Below are 15,590 nucleotides of genomic sequence, written 5' to 3'. Positions count from 1 at the left end.
TCACCTCCATTCATGCTTATCTCACTGGTTTTGTTCCTGCATCGTGACCGTGGATTCCACCTCGTTGCCCCACACATCCCAGCCGGGGGTCTGCTGCCTCGCAAAAAGCTCTATCCTGGGCTGGTCGCCCATGAGCTTCACGATCTTATCCCGTACCTCGTCCGGCTTTTTGCTGTGCTGCTCAATATGGGAGATTACAAACTGGTGGATTCCCGCGCACTGGCGTTTCGGGCGCCCGCGTGTCGCCAGAAGGCATACCTCCGCATTAGAGCGGGTCCAGAACCCCATCCCGTAAAACCAGGAATCCGCTTTCCGGTTCTGTTTGAGCCAGAGGAAGGCCAGCGTCTTATATTTGAACCCCCATGCCTCGATCACCCGGAAGGCTTCGTTAAGCTGCGGGAAGGTGGCCCACAGGAAAAGCGCACTGTCCCTGGCCGCAAGGTCTGCAACCGGCAGCGCGCATATTTCGTCCATGCTCATGGTCGGATAGTGGTTTTCAGCCACCCCGTTTCCGCGTTTCATATCATAGCGCCAGGGCGGGTCTGCGTACACGATGCCATATTTCCCGGCCTCCGCCATTACCGGGCCTGCTCATTCTTTGTCGGGGCGGGTTTTGCCGGGGCCGTCTTGACCTTGCCGGCATTTTCTTTCAGGGTGCCGGTCAGTGAAGGCTTCTCCGCCGCTCCCTTTGTCGCTTCAAGGGTGGCCTGCAGGTTTTCAATCGCCTGCCCGTACCCTCCGATCAAGGCGTCGTTGAGCTGCCTGCGGAAATCCGCCGTCACCGGCCAGCAGACATCCCTCCATTTTCCCTGCTTATCCTGGGTGGAAGGCATGTTGACGTACAGGCCGTTTTCGCCGGAGCAGATACGGAAGCCGTCAATCTTGAAACTGTCCCCAATCGTCACATTGGCGAAAGCCAGAAGGTTCCCCATCGGGGCAATCGGGCGCACCGTCACATCCAGCTTCAAGCCCTCGCCCGCCTGGGCCTCCGGCTGCATGGGTTCATTGTTTGTCTTACTCATTATAGAAAAGTCCTCCTTCTTGTTAAAATGTAGGTTGGTTACACGCTAATGCGAGTTAAATATGCTTTTGGACAGCGAGCCTGTCTTAAACAGGGCGAAGGCCAGCAGGACCGTATAGCCTGCCGTGCCCCAGATCGCGCCGTGGATGTCGCCGGAAGAAGGGATTGACTGGACCAGCGCCGCATAGATCGCAACACAGACCATAATCAAAAACCCCTGGAAACCTAAAGCAAACAGGGAACGCAGGTAATTCGTCCCCATCTGCCCCCATTCACGGTTTGCCATTGTGGAAAACGGTATGGGTGCCAGGCTGACCGTGAGATATATTTCAATCATGCGGCCATACACAATGACAAAGATCACGATGGACAATACCCACATGCACAGGTTGATGATGTTGGTCTCCAGCCACAGGCCGATCAGTTCCCACATCCCCATTGCCTCAAGCTGCGTCTCCAGGTCGGCCAGCGCGGCGGTAACATCCAGGCTTCCGTTTATCACGCCGGCGCTCCTGCTTACCACATGCTGGGCGACGTCAAACACCGCCATGACAATGGTAAAACAGTTGGTGAGCAGGTATGTGGCAACAAAGGTCTTGAAAATCCACTTGAAGATGTTGAACGTATCAAAATCGTGCATATTGTTCTTTTCCAGGATCATCTGGATCAGTTCATAGACAAGAACAAAAGTCAGGATGATTCCCGCAATGGGAATGACGACGGTTTCCGAAAGGTTCTGTATCATGGAAAACACGCCGCCATTCCATCCCTGCGGTGTCTGGCCTACCTGGGAGGCCACATCCGAGACCTGGCTGTTGACGGACTCAAAGATACCGGTGTATTGTCCTGTGATCGCTTCAATCAAGCCCTCTTTAATCCAGTCTGTTATCCATTCAAACAGACTGCCCATCGGCTATTAACCGAACAGGCCGGAGAGCAGCGGGATCAGCGTGGCACCCACCAGCGCAATACCTCCGCCCGCCATAAGCTGTGTTATCCCCAATTAGTAGGAACAATACAGCTTTCTGGCGGGCGGCGGCACGTCAAGAAATATATATGGAGTTTTTAAAGAACCTCCCCGGAGCAGGGGAGCGGTCAGCCTGTGACCTGCTCCACTTCCGGTATGGGTTTGAGATTAAAATGAATTTCGATAGAAATGTGTCTTGTTTTGTCGCTGTTTATGGTTTCATGGACAACGATTTCTTTAATCAGACGGTTTAAGGTGGGAGCGTCCAGCTCGGTGATGTCCTGGTACTCCTGTATGGATTCCACCCACTGCCTTGCGTCCACGGCAAGCCGGATTTCATCGGCAAGGCGTTTCCGTCCTTCCTCAACTTTGGCTTTTAATTCCGCCTGTTCCTTCTGTGTCTTTTCCAGCAGGAGATTGAAGTTTTCTTCTGTAATCCGTCCGGCTACCATGTCCTCATAGAGCCGCAGCACCATCTTTTCCAGCACGTCAATCCGTTCCCCGTCTTTGGCAAGGGTGCGCTCCATCGCTTCCCTCTGGCCTTTCTGCTGGGCTTCGCAGGTATTGGTAAGCTGGTCGGCTACCGCTTCACTGTCGGTCAGGGCAGCGGCGGCGCACACCCGGATTTTGTTCAGCACAAGAGAATAGAGCGTGTCAAACTCAACCCGGTGCTGGGTGCAGTGCTGCTTCCCATAGGCGTTGTAGGTCTTGCAGGAGAAAATACGCTTCGGGAATTTCTCATGCGTGGTGCGGATGGTGAGAGCCTTCCCGCACTCCCCGCATTTTATCAGCCCTGCAAAGAGGTTGATTTCCCCGGACTTGCCCGGTCGCTGGCGGGATTTCAGCTTTTCCTGCACGATGGAGAAGCTCTTTTTGTCTATCAGCGGCTCATGCGTCCCCTCCACCACAATCCAGTCCTCCGGCTTCTTGTCCCGGATCGTGCCGATTTTAAAGCGGTACTCGGTCTTTTGGGAAGCGATTGCGCCGGTGTAGACGGGGTTCATCAGGATTTCCTTAATCACGGAGAAGTCCCAGACGTACCGCCCGTTCTCCGGGTCTTTCTTTTCCCATTTGGTGCGGATATTCCGGTGTCCCCGCTTCCGGTTCCACCATGTGGGGCAGGGGTGCTTCCCTTCCTCCAGCCTGCGCCGGATGTAGTTGGGGCCGTGCCCGTCCAGCGCATACCCGAAAATCAGCCGGACAACCGGGGCGGTTTCCTCGTCCACCAGCAGGCGGTTCCTGTCCTCCGGGTCTTTCCGGTAGCCGAAGGGGGCAAGGCAGCCGGTGAACTGGCCTTTCTGCGCCTTCAGCACATAGGAAGAATGGACTTTCTTGGAAATGTCCTTGCTGTACATCTCGTTCAGGATATTTTTGAAGGGCGCAATGTCGTTGTTGTCCCGCATGGTGTCTATCCCGTCATTCATGGCGATGTACCGTACACCGTTCCTTGGGAAGAAGTCCTCGATAAGCTGCCCGGTCTGCAAGTAGTTTCTCCCTAACCTCGATAAATCCTTTGTAATGACAAGGTTTATCTGCTTCCGCTCGATGGCTTTCAACATCCGTTTCAGGTCGGGGCGTTCCATGTTCAGGCCGGTGAAGCCATCGTCCTGATAGACTGCCGTGACCTCCCATCCCTGCTTCTCGCAGAACTTTTCCAGCATATCCCGCTGGTTTTCGATGCTGGCACTCGTCCCGTCAAGGTCGTCGTCCTTGGACAGCCTGCAATAGATAGCTGCCCGGAAGCTCCCGGCAAGGAGTGTGTCCATCCCTGCATATTCAAAAGTGTTCATCATAACCGTTTACCCGCACAATCCAGACGGAACACGGTCGCTATGAACCTCGTCTTTATTATATCTCATTTCTTGCGTTTTAGCAAGATATTCTTTATCTATTTTTCTGCTGTGTTTCTGTGCGATAAGGCTCACGAAAACGTCCGTAGCGTCCAGCTCGCCGTCAAATACTGTGGTGACATGAATCTCTGTTTTATTTTTCGCCATAGGCAGTTGTCCTCCATACATGAAAAGGCCAGACAGGGAAGGCCGGCAACGAAGTCCGGCAACGGGCTTCAAAAAACCTCGCAGATAATCCTTGTCTGGCGGTTGGGTTATTTTATACTTTTTCTTTTATTTTTCTGTTGCTTTGGTTGTTAAAGGGGAGAAAAGCCCGCAGTTACGGGATTTCCCCCGGCAACCGGCTCGGCAACGGGGTAGCAACGGAGTATGCAACGGGCTGTCCCTGACCGGATTTTTTCAGAAGGGAAGTTCCATCTGTTCCGGCACTGGTGTAAATCCCTCCGGGATTTTTTCCGTCCTGTTGCCGCTGTCTGTTGCCGGTTCTGTCCGTGCGTTTTCCCGTTTCCATCCCTTCTGTCTGCCGTACCCGGCGAACATCCGGGGATTGGAGAAATAGTTCCAGCCGGTGACGCACTGGTTCATTATCTCGTTGATTTCCCGGATTTCCCATTGTTTCGGCTCGTCAAAATCATGGTTCAGGGCTTCTTTGTAAAGCTGCTTGGAGCAGACGGTATCGCCGGGGTAGCTGTCAAGGAAAGCCTGAATCATCCCGGCCTTGGTGTCCTCCGGCATGAAATCCCGCTGGTGTTCCTTCAGGTAGCGCACCATTTCCGGGCTGAACGTCAGCTTCCATCTGCCGCTTTTGTAAATCTCCATCGCTTCCGCCCACACTTGATTGATATAGGCTCTGGAAGCGGGTTCGTCCTCTAAAATGTGTGTTTCCGCCTGTTCCGGGCATACCTGTATAGGAATGAAGCGGCGGTTGCCGGAGCGGTCAAGGGGCAGGAAGTCAAGGGCGTTGGATGTGCCGCCGAACACGCACTGCCTTGGGCGGTCCGCCGGATGGGTTTCATAGGGAATCTTGTAGACTTCCTTCTGGCGGCTCAAAAATGATTTGATTTCCTCTATGCTTTTGGCGTTTGCCGTGGCAATCATTTCCGACATTTCAATAATCCAGTGGCCTTGCAGCTTCCGGTATACGTTGTCATCGTCCAGTTTCCGTAAATCATCGGAGAACCACTCGTCTTTGACTGCCAGCAGGCGGAAGAAGGTGGACTTCCCGGCTCCCTGCCCTCCCACAAGGCAGAGCATGACTTCAAACTTGCAGCCGGGGGAAAATGCCCGGTGGATGGCTCCCAATAAAAACAGGCGCAGGGATTGGTAAGTGTAATCGTCCTCACCGGCTCCCAGAAAGTGCCGCAGACAAAAGCGTATCCGCCCGGTTCCGTCCCATGTCAGGCCGTTTAAATAATCCCGGACAGGGTGGTAACTGTTCTCATTGGCGGCAAGGTCGGCGGCGTCCTGTATCTTTTTCTCGCTTGTCAGGCCATAGGTCTTTTCCAGATACAGCCGGATATATTTCATGTCCGTGTCGGTCATAGGGCTTCCGGTGGCTCTTTTGTAGCCGATTGGCTTTAAAATATCGGTGCGGTCGGTCAGCAGGTTGTAGGCAACCGCCCCGGACAGGAGCGGGTCGCACTGGAACACGGTCAGGCAGTTGCTCATGCTGTTGCGGAAGCCGCCTTTCTCGGTGGTTTCCAGCATGGCCTTGACTTCCTCAACGCTCCGGGGCGGCTCGGTGCTGCCTGCCATGTTCGCTATTTCCTGCCGTATCTGGGGCGGTAAATTCTGCCATTCGTCTTTCAAGGTTCCTCACTTCCTTTCCGTGTCCTGTGATAAGGGCTGCCCGCTCGTGAATATCCCCGGAGAGAAGCACGTCCATCAGGTATTCCACCCGGCTCATGTTCTGCAGGGCTTCCACAAACCGGGGGTTCCATGCTTCATCCGGCTGGCGTGGGGCGTATTCCTCCTTCCAGCGGCGCAGGAGATGGTAATAGTCGGACAGCACCCGGAAACAGTGCCGCTCCATGCGCTTAAATTTCTGTTCCTCGGTTTCCCTCCGCAGGCGTGGACGGATGGGCGGCTTCCCGGTGTTCCTCCCGTCCTCGTAGGGGATGGAGAAGTCCTGCGCCAGCATGAGGGCGGCTTCCCTGCTCCCGATTCCGTGGAGCCGGGAAACAAAGTCAATCACATCCCCGGTGGCTCCGCAGCCGAAACAGTAAAAGCGGCGGTCAACCTTCATGCTTGGGTTCCTGTCGTTGTGGAACGGGCAGACGCACATCCCGTTCCGGTTTACCTTAATTCCATAACGCTCCGCAGCCTGCCTTGTGGTGACGGACTGCTTCACGGCTTCAAATACGTTCAATAGGCGTTCCCTCCTGATAATCCCAACGTGGGCGACACAATGTCGCTCACGTTGTCGGTAAATCCATTTTGTTGCAAAGAAAAAGGCGCTTGTCTGCGGTTTCCAATCACAAAACAAGTGCCTGATTAAAGTTCCATATTCTGTTGTTTCTCTGTCCGGCTCGGCTGGCTTTTCGCTGCCTGCTCCTGCCGGATGCGTTCCTGCCGCCCTTTCAGGCTCTCCTGTACAGACGGTTTCCTCCCCGGATCAGCGGTCTGGCGGTACTGCTCGGATGGCAGCACTTGGTTGAGCCAGTGGCGCACGTCACGGAGTACCTTCACGTCTGCCTGAACCGCTTCCAGCTCCTTCCTCTGTCCGGGCAGGGCGGCGGCAAGCTGTTCCTGTTCGGATTCCAAATCTTTGCGGGAGTAGGAGTTGCCTTTCAGGTTGGCTTTAAAATACCGGATGGCGGCATTGTAAGCGTCCAGTTCCTCCCGGTGGCTCTCCGCAAACTTCTCCTTTTTCTTCTTCCAGCCGATGGCGGCATACTCCGCATGGACTGGCTTGTTCGCTTCATATTTGTCAATGTAGGACAGCATGGTATTGATGGCTTTGATACGCTTCTCGCTTTTTTTCATGCTCCCCATGACGGAAACGGCGTTCTGGCTGATTTCGTCCAGCCGGGTGTCAAGGCTCTCCACGGTGGAGATTCCTTTCTTCCGCAGGAAGTCCATAGCCGCCTGCACTTTATTGTAGTCGGCAACTGTGCCTTTGAGCTTCCCTCTGGAAGTCCAGTCGGCACGCTCCCCGCTCCGCAGTTCCAGATACTGAAAAAGCAGCTCTGGGAGTGTCGGCTCCTTGGCCTGCTTCAACGCTTCCAGAAAAGCGGCCTTTTTCTCCTTTAATTCGGCAATCCAGCCTTTTAAATGGCGCACCATCTGGCGGATGGACTGCATGAGGGAGTTGGCGGCCCTGATGTCCCGGTTCAGGTTGCCGATGTTGGTCTGGATTCCTTTCTTCTCCATCTGGCAGGCGGCTGGCCCCATGTGGACGGTGGGGATTTTATCAATCCCCTGTCGGGCATAGGAGCGCAGGTCAAGCCGTTCCGGGCGGTCATTGGCTTCCAGATAGCGGTTGGCCGTGTCCGCCCATCCCTGCCGCCAGATTTCGGCGTACTTCCGGTCGTTCCAGTCTACAGTGTTCTCCTTGTGGCTTTTCCATCTGCCGGATGGGAGCCGGATTCTTTCGCCGTTCCCGTCAAGGTCGTATACCTTGCGGCTCTTGGGGAGCCATTTGCCCTTTTCGTCCATCGCCCGCATGGTGAGCAGGATATGGGCGTGGGGGTTGCCGTCCCCTTTGTCATGGATGGCAAAGTCGGCTATCATGCCTTTGGAAACAAAAAACTCCCGGCAGTAGTCACGGATAAGGTCGGCATACTGTTCCGGCGGGATTTCCCTTGGAATGGCAAGCACGAACCTTCGTGCAAGCTGGGAGTTCCATTGTTTCTCCTGCGCTTCAGCAGAGTTCCATAAGGTATTGCGGTCTGCAAACTCCGGCGGCACATGGGGTGGGAGCATGATTTCTTTGTGGGTGACTTCGTTCTTGTAGGGATAGTATTTCTGCTCTTGGTCGTATTCAGAGAACAGCTTTTCGCCGCTCTGGTAGGCGGCGGCAGAAACAGCGGATTCATTGTTGCTCCGCTTAATGATGGTGATTTTACAGTGCGGGCATGGCAAGTGTGCGCCCTCCTTTCTCCCGGATTCCGGGCATAGAAAAAGCAGGATACCTTTTTTCAGTTTCCTGCTTGCGTTGCCGCTGGTGGGCGGCAGGTATTTAGTTTTTGATGAGTTATCAGTTTGATAAGCTAAAATTTTACAATTTGAATTTATTCCTACAAAAGTACAAATACTCTTTAACGGTTATTTCTTTACTATGTAAAATACCGATGATAACAAATATAATTCCTGCGACTGTAAGGTAACAGTCCTTAATATCAAAAATAAAGAAGTTTGGTATCTGCAAAAAGTCTAAACTTCCTCCCCAAAAAATTTTATCTATTAAGCTACACAAACAACCTGCCAACCCAAAAACTAAAATTATTTTCACTGAAAATTTAGTTTTCTTCGTTTTTGCTCTATACAATAAATATCCTGATAGAATAATATAAATGGCAAGAATGTTAAAAACAACCATAAGAAATGAACTTGAAAAAACATCAGCAAAATTTCCAAACCATGACAAATTTGTATTTTGTTCTGGGTTAAATCGCAACAAATGAAATATTATATCAAACTCGTCTTGCATAAATAACTTTAATATAATTATTTTTATAGTTTGGTCTATCAATGTCAAAAAAAGTACAGGGATAATAAATGGCTTAATCTGTTTGATGATAAAAAACTCCTCCTCTCAAATCCTGATTTATCGCTGGCACTATTATACAGCTTTAACTTGCTAAATGGAATACGCTTTCTGAAAGATTTCCGGGTGGCAAAGCCACAAAGGGGTAGCTGGCAAAGCCAGCGCAGGGGAAGGGTAGCTTCCCCTGTGATGATTGGAGCAGATTGAAAATCTGTGGAAATCATCTGCTGTCCGCAGGACGCTCCCGGCAGGGCGCAATGCACCACTTCCCTAAGTGGTGTATAATTGCGCCCTCTTTCAGAGGGGGATTTTCCGGGTTTCCGTTTTTCTGCCGTTTTTACCGTTCCCGCTGTCTGGGTTTCTTGTCAGGATAGAGCTTCCCGGCGACAACGGCGGCATGGCTCTTTATCTTGATTTCCCCTTCCTGTTCGCTGTGTTTTGCGTTCCGGTAGCCTTCATCGGAGAGGTAAAAGCGGAACCGCTCTCCCTTAAAACCGACAAAACAATCTTTCTGCACTTCCAGCGTAATCATGTGCCGGGTTTCCGGGTGGAACCGTTCCTTTCCTGACAGGTCATGCCCCTGCATAATCGGCTCCTGTAGCTTTGCCGCCGCAAGCCGCTGGCGGATGGAGTTGTCACGTTCTGCAAGGAACCGTGCTTTTGTGGCAGCGACAAACTGGCTGCACTCCGGTTCCGGTATCTTTTCCAGTTTTCGGATGGCGTTCTCCACGATTGCCTTGGTCAATATATCTTTTATCACCGGCACAATTTCTTTCATGCCCGCAAGGGTTTCCTCCTTGGTCGGTGCGGCGTACTGGTAGATAATATCCAGCTCACTTTTTGAAAATTTCATTCCGTGTCCTCCTTCTGATTTTCTGCAAGAACCTGTGCTACAAGACGCTTGGTGTCGCTCCGGCAGAACAGGACTTTTAAGATGGTGCTGACCTGCCCGTCCGTCACGGATTCCGGGTGGGGGAGATGGCTTTCCAGCATTGCCCCTCTGGTGCAGAGCCGGTGCGTCCGTTCCTTCCGGTTCAGAGTCTTTATCTGGTGTTCCAGCATTTTCTCTTTATGCTGCGCCCTCCGCAGCCTTGCTTCGGTCTTTTCAATCTCCTGATTCAGTTTTTCCAGCTTCTCATTCATGGGCGGCGTCCTCCTTGGGGAGCAGGATATAGATGTGGCTGACCTCCCCGATTCCCTGACGGACACGCATAATCATCCCGGCCTGTTCCAGTTCGTTTAAGGAACGCTTGCAGGTCTGGGGGCTTCGGGAGAGTGCCGCCGCTATCTCCATGATGGGGAAGCGGATAAACAAAATCCCGTTGCAGTCCTCGGTTCCCCTTGTCAGGATTTCATCCAGCAGGCGGGCGTACATGACTTTTGCCGTGTTGCTGACCGGCAGGCGGAGTGTCGCTCTTGGGAGCGGCATACAGGGCGGCAGGTGTGTTCCGGTTATCATAAACTCATAATTCATTGGGTGGTGTCCTCCTTTTGGCTCGTTTGGATAGGTAGCGGGGGCAGTCGATCATGACAGCCCGGAAACTCTGCTTGCACTCATGCTGGCATTTCCGGCAGAGTTCATTGTAGCTTCTGCGCCCCCGGTCGTTCAGGAAGAAAGCAAGCTCTTTCTTCCGCTTTTTTGACATTCTCGGCATAGTGCCTCCTTCATAGAAAAACCGCCCGATTCAGCAGTAACAGCCGGAATGGGCGGACAGTAGTTTTTTGTGTAGCGTTTCGGGGTGATTTTCAAGGGAAATACAGCCGTAGAGCCGCCCCAAAATCCCCCTTGGTATTACGGACAGGGCAGACTATGCCCCGTGAAATTGTTGTGTTTCGGTATCGTTTCGGTGTTCATTTTGCCGGTTCCCTCTGCTGTCGTTCCTGCCCCCGTCTTTGGCGGCGTTTCGCTCTCCTTGGTACGCTCGTTGCGGTCAGGGTTCCTCCGTTTCCCTGCCGGAAGTCGTTGCGCTACATCGCCGGGGAGCATATCCCATACAGGCCGGTCATTCGATTGGAATAATCCATCGATGAACTACCTGTATCATAGAACATTTTTGAGCCTTGTGCCGTATGTCCACAAAAAAGGAATTAAGGGCAAATATCGGAAATTTCCACGATTGTGGAAAGTATGGTATAATCCAGTTAAGCGGCAGGGAAGCAGCCGCCAGAAAGGAGCGTGCGCCCATGAAAGGAGCGACTACCATACAGGAACGCCTTTGGGAACTGCGCAAGGACAAAGGGCTGAATCTGGAAAAACTGGCACAACTGACAAAGATTTCAAAATCTGCCCTTGCCAGCTATGAATCTAAGGACAATAAAGAAATCAATCATGGCAACCTTATCACGCTGGCAGATTTTTATGGAGTGTCCATTGATTATCTGTTATGTCGGACAGAAAACAGGGAGCAGGTCAACACGCCTTTAACAGAATTGCATTTGAGTGATGAAATGGTTGCGCTTCTGAAAAGCGGCCGGATTAACAACCGTCTGCTGTGCGAACTTGCCACCCACAAGGATTTTATAAAGTTTTTGGCTGATATTGAGGTTTATGTAGATGGGCTTGCCTCCATGCAGATTCAAAACCTCAACTCCCTTGTGGATACCGTCCGGCACGAAATTATAGAACGCCACCGCCCCGGAGAGGATGACCCGTACCTCCGGATTTTGCAGGCTGCACACATTGAGGATGATGAATATTTCAGCCACATGATACAGGACGATATAAGCGTAATCGTCCGGGATATTCGTGCTGCACATAAGTCTGACAGTGAGAGTGCGCCGCCAACTACCATTGCCGAAGAATTGAAGCAGGATTTAGAGGATGTTGCGAATTTCAAGGGAAGCCCCCTTGAAAAACAGGCTGCGCTTTACTGCAAGCGGCTGGGTATCAATTATAACAAGCTGTCTGATGTGGAGTTCCGGCAGCTTGTACATATCCTTGAAAAATCCAAATTCTTCAAAAGCTATGTCGGACAGAGAAAGAAACGGAAATAAAAAAACCGCTGTTGCATGGTTGTGTATGTTTCCATGTAACAGCGGTTTTGTGCTGGCGGTATTTAGTTGAGAACGTGGCTTGATAAACTAGTGTGATGACCCATTGTTATCTATGGTAATTCTGCAGAGGTGTTTTATTCCTCTGCAGAAGAAAATTTAGGATACAAGGAAGCCAGCTTATTCCGCGCATCATCTGCCGTAAAATGCCAGGTTACCTTACACGCATCTTCATTACGCATGATTTCCCAGGCAGAAACTTCCTGCCTGACGGTTTCCAGATCCATTAACCTCCGGGCAAGGCATTGGCGTGTCATAGCATTAAGTTCTATCTCTGCAATATTCAGCCAGCTCCCATGTTTCGGTGTATAGTGGATTTCAAGCCTTTTTGCATAACTGCGGGCTTCTGGGGCCGGAAAACATTTATACAGCGACGCCAGCACATGTGTATTCAGATTGTCCATTACCAGGATGATTTTTTCATGGCAAGGATAACATTCGGTAAGAAGATGTTTTATTTCTAAAGCCCAGTCTTCTGCCGTGCGGTGCTCCTGTACACTGGCATAACGCCATCCTGACAGCGGCTCCACAAAAATGAAAATGCTGCATGTTCCTTTACGGATATATTCGGAATCCGTTTTTTGTATATCGCCAGGGCGCACAGGCAGCGGTTCCAGACGGTTATCCAGCATCTGGTATGGTTTTTCATCCATGCAGACCACCGGGATTTCCGGGTTATACGGCATTTCATATACATCCAGGATATCTTCCATGTGTGCTATAAAATCCGCATTTTCTTTTGGCGGGATGCACCAGTATTCATTCATGTGGGGATGGAGTTCGTTTTTTTAAAACACGGCGGATTGTTTCCCGCCCGACAGGCTCATCAAGCTCCAGGAGAACCTGCTTTTCCAGAAGGCGCAGTGTCCACCGGCACCTTCCTTCCGGAGCCGGCCCGCAGGCAATCCTGATGATCTCCGCTTCAGTCCTGCCATCCGCTTTCCGGCGGGCATTTGAGTTTGGGTTGCGGTTAATCGCTGTAACTGACTTAATGCCGCCGTCGGCATATGCCTTTACAATATTTGAAACAGTTGCCTTACTAACACCATATGATTTTGCAATCTGCATCTGGGTCAGATGTGCGGGGGCATTTTCATCCAGTTCAAGAAGTATGGAACATCTGCGGATAATTGTTTTACATGTTTTTTTATTGTTTATGGTACTATGGAGAAGCTTTTTTTCGTCATCAGATAAAAAGATATGGTAAGTTCGTTTTCTACCCATAAATGTATCACCACCGTTTCTTTTTATTTTACTACATTTTACCATAAATGTCAATAGGTCGGTACACTAGAATTGCTGGCGATATTAAATCAATTCCAAAGCTCTTTTATACAACGGGTCTAATTCGCAACCGCAGCTTTCACATTCTTTGTCTGCTTGCTTGATTGCTGATACTAAAGTGTCTTTATCAGCTTTTCCCTCTAACCATTGTTGTGCGGGAATAGATATTAAATCCCAACCAGACGCAACGAACTTCTCCATAATAAATTTTAATTCTTCCATGGTGTTACTCCTTTCAAATTGATTACATGGGTTTTAGGTTTCTATTGAGCCTGTCCACCATCCATGCGATTCGCTTTTCCCGTCCAGCGTCTGTCTTAGCATCAAGGTATGCCCGTGTATAAGTTTTCTTTACGGATGGGGGCATGGCTTGAAAATTTGTATAAGCAGGTTCGTACCCTTCCAACAGTGCGGATAGGCAGGCAATCTGTTCCTCTGTAATGATTGCCAGAGGATTTTGAGCGTCCCATTGGCCATTCTTCTTGGCTTCGTCTATTTTCTTCCTGCCAAAGTCAGTCATAAGCCCTTGTTCGTCAAGCCTTTTCACCAATGCCTTATTTTTCTCTGACCATTTGCTGTTTTCTCTGCGCAGAGAAAAATACTTCTTATAGGTTTTATCATCAATCTTTTCCATCTGTCCGTCAATCCAGCCAAAACAGAGGGCTTCCTCCAAAGCTTCTCCCGCTTTTATAGTTTTTGGCCCACCAGCCTTACCAAATAAAAGCCAAATACCTTCATTTGACAGACAATGCTCGTAAAGCCATTCACGGAATTCTTTTCTGCTGGCAAATTTCATCAATTCGCTTATGATATATCCCTCCTATCGTTTGCCCCGCCGTCAAAATGAGCAACTACAGATTTGTCAATGACTCCATTATACCGCAATAACTTTCCTGATGGAATAGACTTTACAAAAAATTCATTTAGTTGCAATAAAGTGTTATTCTCGTAAGTCTGCTCTTGTTCTGTCTTTTGTAATAACAAGCTGCCCCTGCTGGCATTTCACGGTGATTTTGTCCCCTGCGGAGAATCCGGCTTGTTCCAGCCAGTTCCCCTGTAAAAGAATCTGCGGCGGCGATTTTTTGAAAGCCCCTCGCCCATTATAAACGGTCAATTTCCGGTCGTCCATCCATCCTCCTTCCCCGCTGCCTGTCGGCATACGATTTCAAATACGTTCCCGTCCTCTGTCCTGACAGTGAGCAGGCTGTTCCGCTCGTCTGCGTTCAGGTCGGCAATCCCCATCCCCTCGCTGTCATTCAGTAAATCGAAAAGCCTGTCCCTAAAATAGTTCAGTTCCATTCTGTTGTTCCCCTTTCATAATTTATAGTCTATTAGCTAATATTATATAGCCTTTTAGAATCTATTGCAATCCCTATGCGTGATGTAGTCTAAAAGTGAACAAAATAAATGCTAAAAGCTTATGAAATGGGTGGGCATTATGGAAGGAAAAGGATTAGGCAGACGTATCAACATGGTGAGGAAAGACCGGGGATTCACGGCGGACAGGCTCTCGGAACTGTGCAATATCAACGCAACTTACCTCCGGCAAATTGAGGGCGGCACAAAGGTTCCCAGCCTGCCCGTATTTATCAATATCTGCAATGCACTGAAAATCTCCCCTGATTATCTGCTACGGGATGCGTTGGAAGATAATGAGGTCAGCAAAATACGGGAGCTGGCGGAACTGTGGGAAAGCACATCGCCCAGCCAGCAGGAAATCGCCGTTGCCATGATTCGGGCAGTATTGGAGCATAAGGAAGGTTAGAAAGGCCAGCCGGGTGTCGGCTGGCCTTTCCATGTCCAATCAAATATAAATCAGTTCGCTGTTTATGATTTCCTCCGCCCGGCTGCGGATATTGTTCATCCGGCCTACCCATTCAAGCTGGTTTTGGGTTTTCAGTTCCTCGGTCACTCCCTCGGCGGTTTTTATCTGCTCCATGATTAAGTCCAGCCGTTCCTCCGCCTGCTCGTTCAGGTCGGCAAGGTATGTCCACAATTTCCCGGTCAGGATAAGGGAGCTGTACCGTGCCGGGTGTTCCTGTTTGAGATATTCCCGGTGCAGCCGCCCATAGCGTCCGATGGGGCGGTTCTCCTCCGGCAGCTTCAAGTCCGGAATATAGTAATCGCCTGCCAGAATATAGTCAATACCGTTCTCTGTGATTCTTTCTTTCAGTTTTTCCATTGTCGTTCCCTCCTGTGGTGGAAGGCTCGTCACTGGCCAGCTCAATCACATCCATAATGCCACAATCCAGCGTTTCGCAGATTCGTGCCAGCGTGTCCATGCTGATATGTTTCCCTTCTTTGCCCATGTTGGCTATCATATTTGTGGTCAGTCCAGCGGCAAGCCTTAAATCCTCTTTCCTCATGTTTCGCTCTATCAGTGTGTGCCAGAGCGGTTTGTAGCTGATGTGCATTTTTCTCCCTGCCTTTCTGCCCCAGATGGGCGTTTACACCCATTATATCAGGATTCTTGCTAACTCACAAACATTTCTTGACGGTATCGCCGGTTCCGTCTGGATTGTGCTTTTCCTTTCCTCTTTTGATTACCTCTAATTAGCCGTGACCTGTTTCATGCCCTGTGATTTTGCTCATGTGAGATAAAGAAGTAAAAGAAGTGTAAAAAATTTTGCCGTTCCCTGTCCGGCTGACTGCCGGACGGGTCGGGCTTTAGTCGGGCAATTCTACCTTGCCGACAAAAGAGTAATAGAT

General features: G+C 50.5%; 23 protein-coding genes and 1 pseudogene. 2 read left to right on the top strand and 22 right to left on the bottom strand.

Annotation, left to right across the window (positions count from 1 at the left end):
• Positions 1-21: 21 nt before the first annotated feature.
• From NSB25_RS24095 to NSB25_RS24030, 14 genes and pseudogenes are all read right to left on the bottom strand, one after another.
• Complete coding sequence (locus tag NSB25_RS24095) at positions 22-579, bottom strand: MT-A70 family methyltransferase (protein ID WP_103241966.1); 558 nt, start codon at positions 577-579, stop codon at positions 22-24.
• Positions 579-1,022: a SpoVG family protein gene (locus NSB25_RS24090; protein WP_103241965.1), complete on the bottom strand. Its 444-nt coding sequence runs from the start codon at positions 1,020-1,022 to the stop codon at positions 579-581. The genes NSB25_RS24095 and NSB25_RS24090 overlap by 1 nt, the downstream gene beginning before the upstream one ends.
• Before the next feature lie 45 nt (positions 1,023-1,067).
• The gene (locus tag NSB25_RS24085; protein ID WP_103241964.1) at positions 1,068-1,931 is read right to left on the bottom strand and encodes a VirB6/TrbL-like conjugal transfer protein, CD1112 family; all 864 of its coding nucleotides are present in this window, start codon (positions 1,929-1,931) and stop codon (positions 1,068-1,070) included.
• A 6-nt stretch (positions 1,932-1,937) separates the two neighbouring features.
• Positions 1,938-2,021, bottom strand: a pseudogene (locus tag NSB25_RS24080) (Maff2 family mobile element protein); the annotation flags it as partial.
• 95 nt (positions 2,022-2,116) lie between these two features.
• Entirely contained in the window at positions 2,117-3,781 is a 1,665-nt protein-coding gene (locus NSB25_RS24075) for a recombinase family protein (protein WP_103241963.1), read from the bottom strand.
• Between the two features lie 6 nt (positions 3,782-3,787).
• Positions 3,788-3,985, bottom strand: coding sequence for a hypothetical protein (locus NSB25_RS24070; protein ID WP_103241962.1), 198 nt, complete (start codon positions 3,983-3,985; stop codon positions 3,788-3,790).
• A 252-nt stretch (positions 3,986-4,237) separates the two neighbouring features.
• Positions 4,238-5,593, bottom strand: a complete 1,356-nt coding sequence (locus NSB25_RS24065) for a virulence-associated E family protein (protein ID WP_103241961.1) — start codon at positions 5,591-5,593, stop codon at positions 4,238-4,240.
• Entirely contained in the window at positions 5,559-6,206 is a 648-nt protein-coding gene (locus NSB25_RS24060; RefSeq protein WP_103241960.1) for a CHC2 zinc finger domain-containing protein, read from the bottom strand. Before NSB25_RS24060 ends, NSB25_RS24065 begins: the two co-directional genes overlap by 35 nt.
• Positions 6,207-6,331: 125 nt before the next feature.
• Positions 6,332-7,921: a MobQ family relaxase gene (gene mobQ / locus NSB25_RS24055; protein WP_103241959.1), complete on the bottom strand. Its 1,590-nt coding sequence runs from the start codon at positions 7,919-7,921 to the stop codon at positions 6,332-6,334.
• Between the two features lie 136 nt (positions 7,922-8,057).
• A complete protein-coding gene (locus tag NSB25_RS24050) occupies positions 8,058-8,531 on the bottom strand; it encodes a signal peptidase II (RefSeq protein WP_330406205.1) in 474 nt (157 codons plus the stop codon).
• A 352-nt stretch (positions 8,532-8,883) separates the two neighbouring features.
• Complete coding sequence (locus NSB25_RS24045; RefSeq protein WP_103241958.1) at positions 8,884-9,399, bottom strand: DUF5720 family protein; 516 nt, start codon at positions 9,397-9,399, stop codon at positions 8,884-8,886.
• Positions 9,396-9,689 carry a DUF3847 domain-containing protein gene (locus NSB25_RS24040; RefSeq protein ID WP_103241957.1) on the bottom strand — a complete coding sequence of 98 codons (294 nt, stop codon included), beginning with the start codon at positions 9,687-9,689 and terminating at the stop codon, positions 9,396-9,398. The genes NSB25_RS24045 and NSB25_RS24040 overlap by 4 nt, the downstream gene beginning before the upstream one ends.
• Positions 9,682-10,020 (bottom strand): MarR family transcriptional regulator, encoded by a 339-nt coding sequence (locus tag NSB25_RS24035; RefSeq protein WP_103241956.1) that lies wholly within the window; start codon positions 10,018-10,020, stop codon positions 9,682-9,684. The genes NSB25_RS24040 and NSB25_RS24035 overlap by 8 nt, the downstream gene beginning before the upstream one ends.
• Positions 10,010-10,201 (bottom strand): hypothetical protein, encoded by a 192-nt coding sequence (locus NSB25_RS24030; RefSeq protein WP_103241955.1) that lies wholly within the window; start codon positions 10,199-10,201, stop codon positions 10,010-10,012. Before NSB25_RS24030 ends, NSB25_RS24035 begins: the two co-directional genes overlap by 11 nt.
• A gap of 529 nt (positions 10,202-10,730) precedes the next feature.
• Between NSB25_RS24030 and NSB25_RS24025 the strand changes: the two genes are divergently transcribed.
• Positions 10,731-11,540, top strand: coding sequence for a helix-turn-helix domain-containing protein (locus tag NSB25_RS24025; RefSeq protein ID WP_103241953.1), 810 nt, complete (start codon positions 10,731-10,733; stop codon positions 11,538-11,540).
• A gap of 134 nt (positions 11,541-11,674) precedes the next feature.
• Here the strand turns inward: NSB25_RS24025 and NSB25_RS24020 are convergent, their stop codons facing one another.
• The 6 genes from NSB25_RS24020 to NSB25_RS23995 all read right to left on the bottom strand — a co-directional run bounded on the left by NSB25_RS24020 (position 11,675) and on the right by NSB25_RS23995 (position 14,180).
• Entirely contained in the window at positions 11,675-12,364 is a 690-nt protein-coding gene (locus NSB25_RS24020) for an IS630 family transposase (RefSeq protein ID WP_146040173.1), read from the bottom strand.
• Positions 12,357-12,821 (bottom strand): helix-turn-helix domain-containing protein, encoded by a 465-nt coding sequence (locus NSB25_RS24015; RefSeq protein ID WP_103241952.1) that lies wholly within the window; start codon positions 12,819-12,821, stop codon positions 12,357-12,359. The genes NSB25_RS24020 and NSB25_RS24015 overlap by 8 nt, the downstream gene beginning before the upstream one ends.
• Before the next feature lie 84 nt (positions 12,822-12,905).
• Positions 12,906-13,103, bottom strand: coding sequence for a hypothetical protein (locus NSB25_RS24010; RefSeq protein WP_103241951.1), 198 nt, complete (start codon positions 13,101-13,103; stop codon positions 12,906-12,908).
• A 22-nt stretch (positions 13,104-13,125) separates the two neighbouring features.
• Positions 13,126-13,677, bottom strand: coding sequence for a YdeI/OmpD-associated family protein (locus NSB25_RS24005; protein ID WP_306817696.1), 552 nt, complete (start codon positions 13,675-13,677; stop codon positions 13,126-13,128).
• A 144-nt stretch (positions 13,678-13,821) separates the two neighbouring features.
• Positions 13,822-14,010 (bottom strand): SymE family type I addiction module toxin, encoded by a 189-nt coding sequence (locus tag NSB25_RS24000; RefSeq protein ID WP_103241949.1) that lies wholly within the window; start codon positions 14,008-14,010, stop codon positions 13,822-13,824.
• Positions 13,992-14,180 carry a hypothetical protein gene (locus NSB25_RS23995; protein WP_103241948.1) on the bottom strand — a complete coding sequence of 63 codons (189 nt, stop codon included), beginning with the start codon at positions 14,178-14,180 and terminating at the stop codon, positions 13,992-13,994. Before NSB25_RS23995 ends, NSB25_RS24000 begins: the two co-directional genes overlap by 19 nt.
• A 139-nt stretch (positions 14,181-14,319) precedes the next feature.
• Here NSB25_RS23995 and NSB25_RS23990 point away from each other — a divergent pair, with 139 nt between their 5' ends.
• Positions 14,320-14,646, top strand: a complete 327-nt coding sequence (locus tag NSB25_RS23990) for a helix-turn-helix domain-containing protein (RefSeq protein WP_103241992.1) — start codon at positions 14,320-14,322, stop codon at positions 14,644-14,646.
• A gap of 39 nt (positions 14,647-14,685) precedes the next feature.
• Here NSB25_RS23990 and NSB25_RS23985 read toward each other — a convergent pair whose 3' ends face one another.
• Positions 14,686-15,063 (bottom strand): TnpV protein, encoded by a 378-nt coding sequence (locus NSB25_RS23985; RefSeq protein ID WP_103241947.1) that lies wholly within the window; start codon positions 15,061-15,063, stop codon positions 14,686-14,688.
• Positions 15,023-15,295 carry a helix-turn-helix domain-containing protein gene (locus NSB25_RS23980; RefSeq protein ID WP_103241946.1) on the bottom strand — a complete coding sequence of 91 codons (273 nt, stop codon included), beginning with the start codon at positions 15,293-15,295 and terminating at the stop codon, positions 15,023-15,025. Before NSB25_RS23980 ends, NSB25_RS23985 begins: the two co-directional genes overlap by 41 nt.
• Positions 15,296-15,590 lie beyond the last annotated feature (295 nt).

The sequence above is a fragment of the Acetatifactor muris genome (assembly GCF_024623325.1).
Classification (GTDB): Bacteria; Bacillota; Clostridia; order Lachnospirales; family Lachnospiraceae; genus Acetatifactor; species Acetatifactor muris.
Note: the sequence above shows the minus strand (reverse complement) of the source record. Positions and strands in the feature narration are given on the sequence as shown.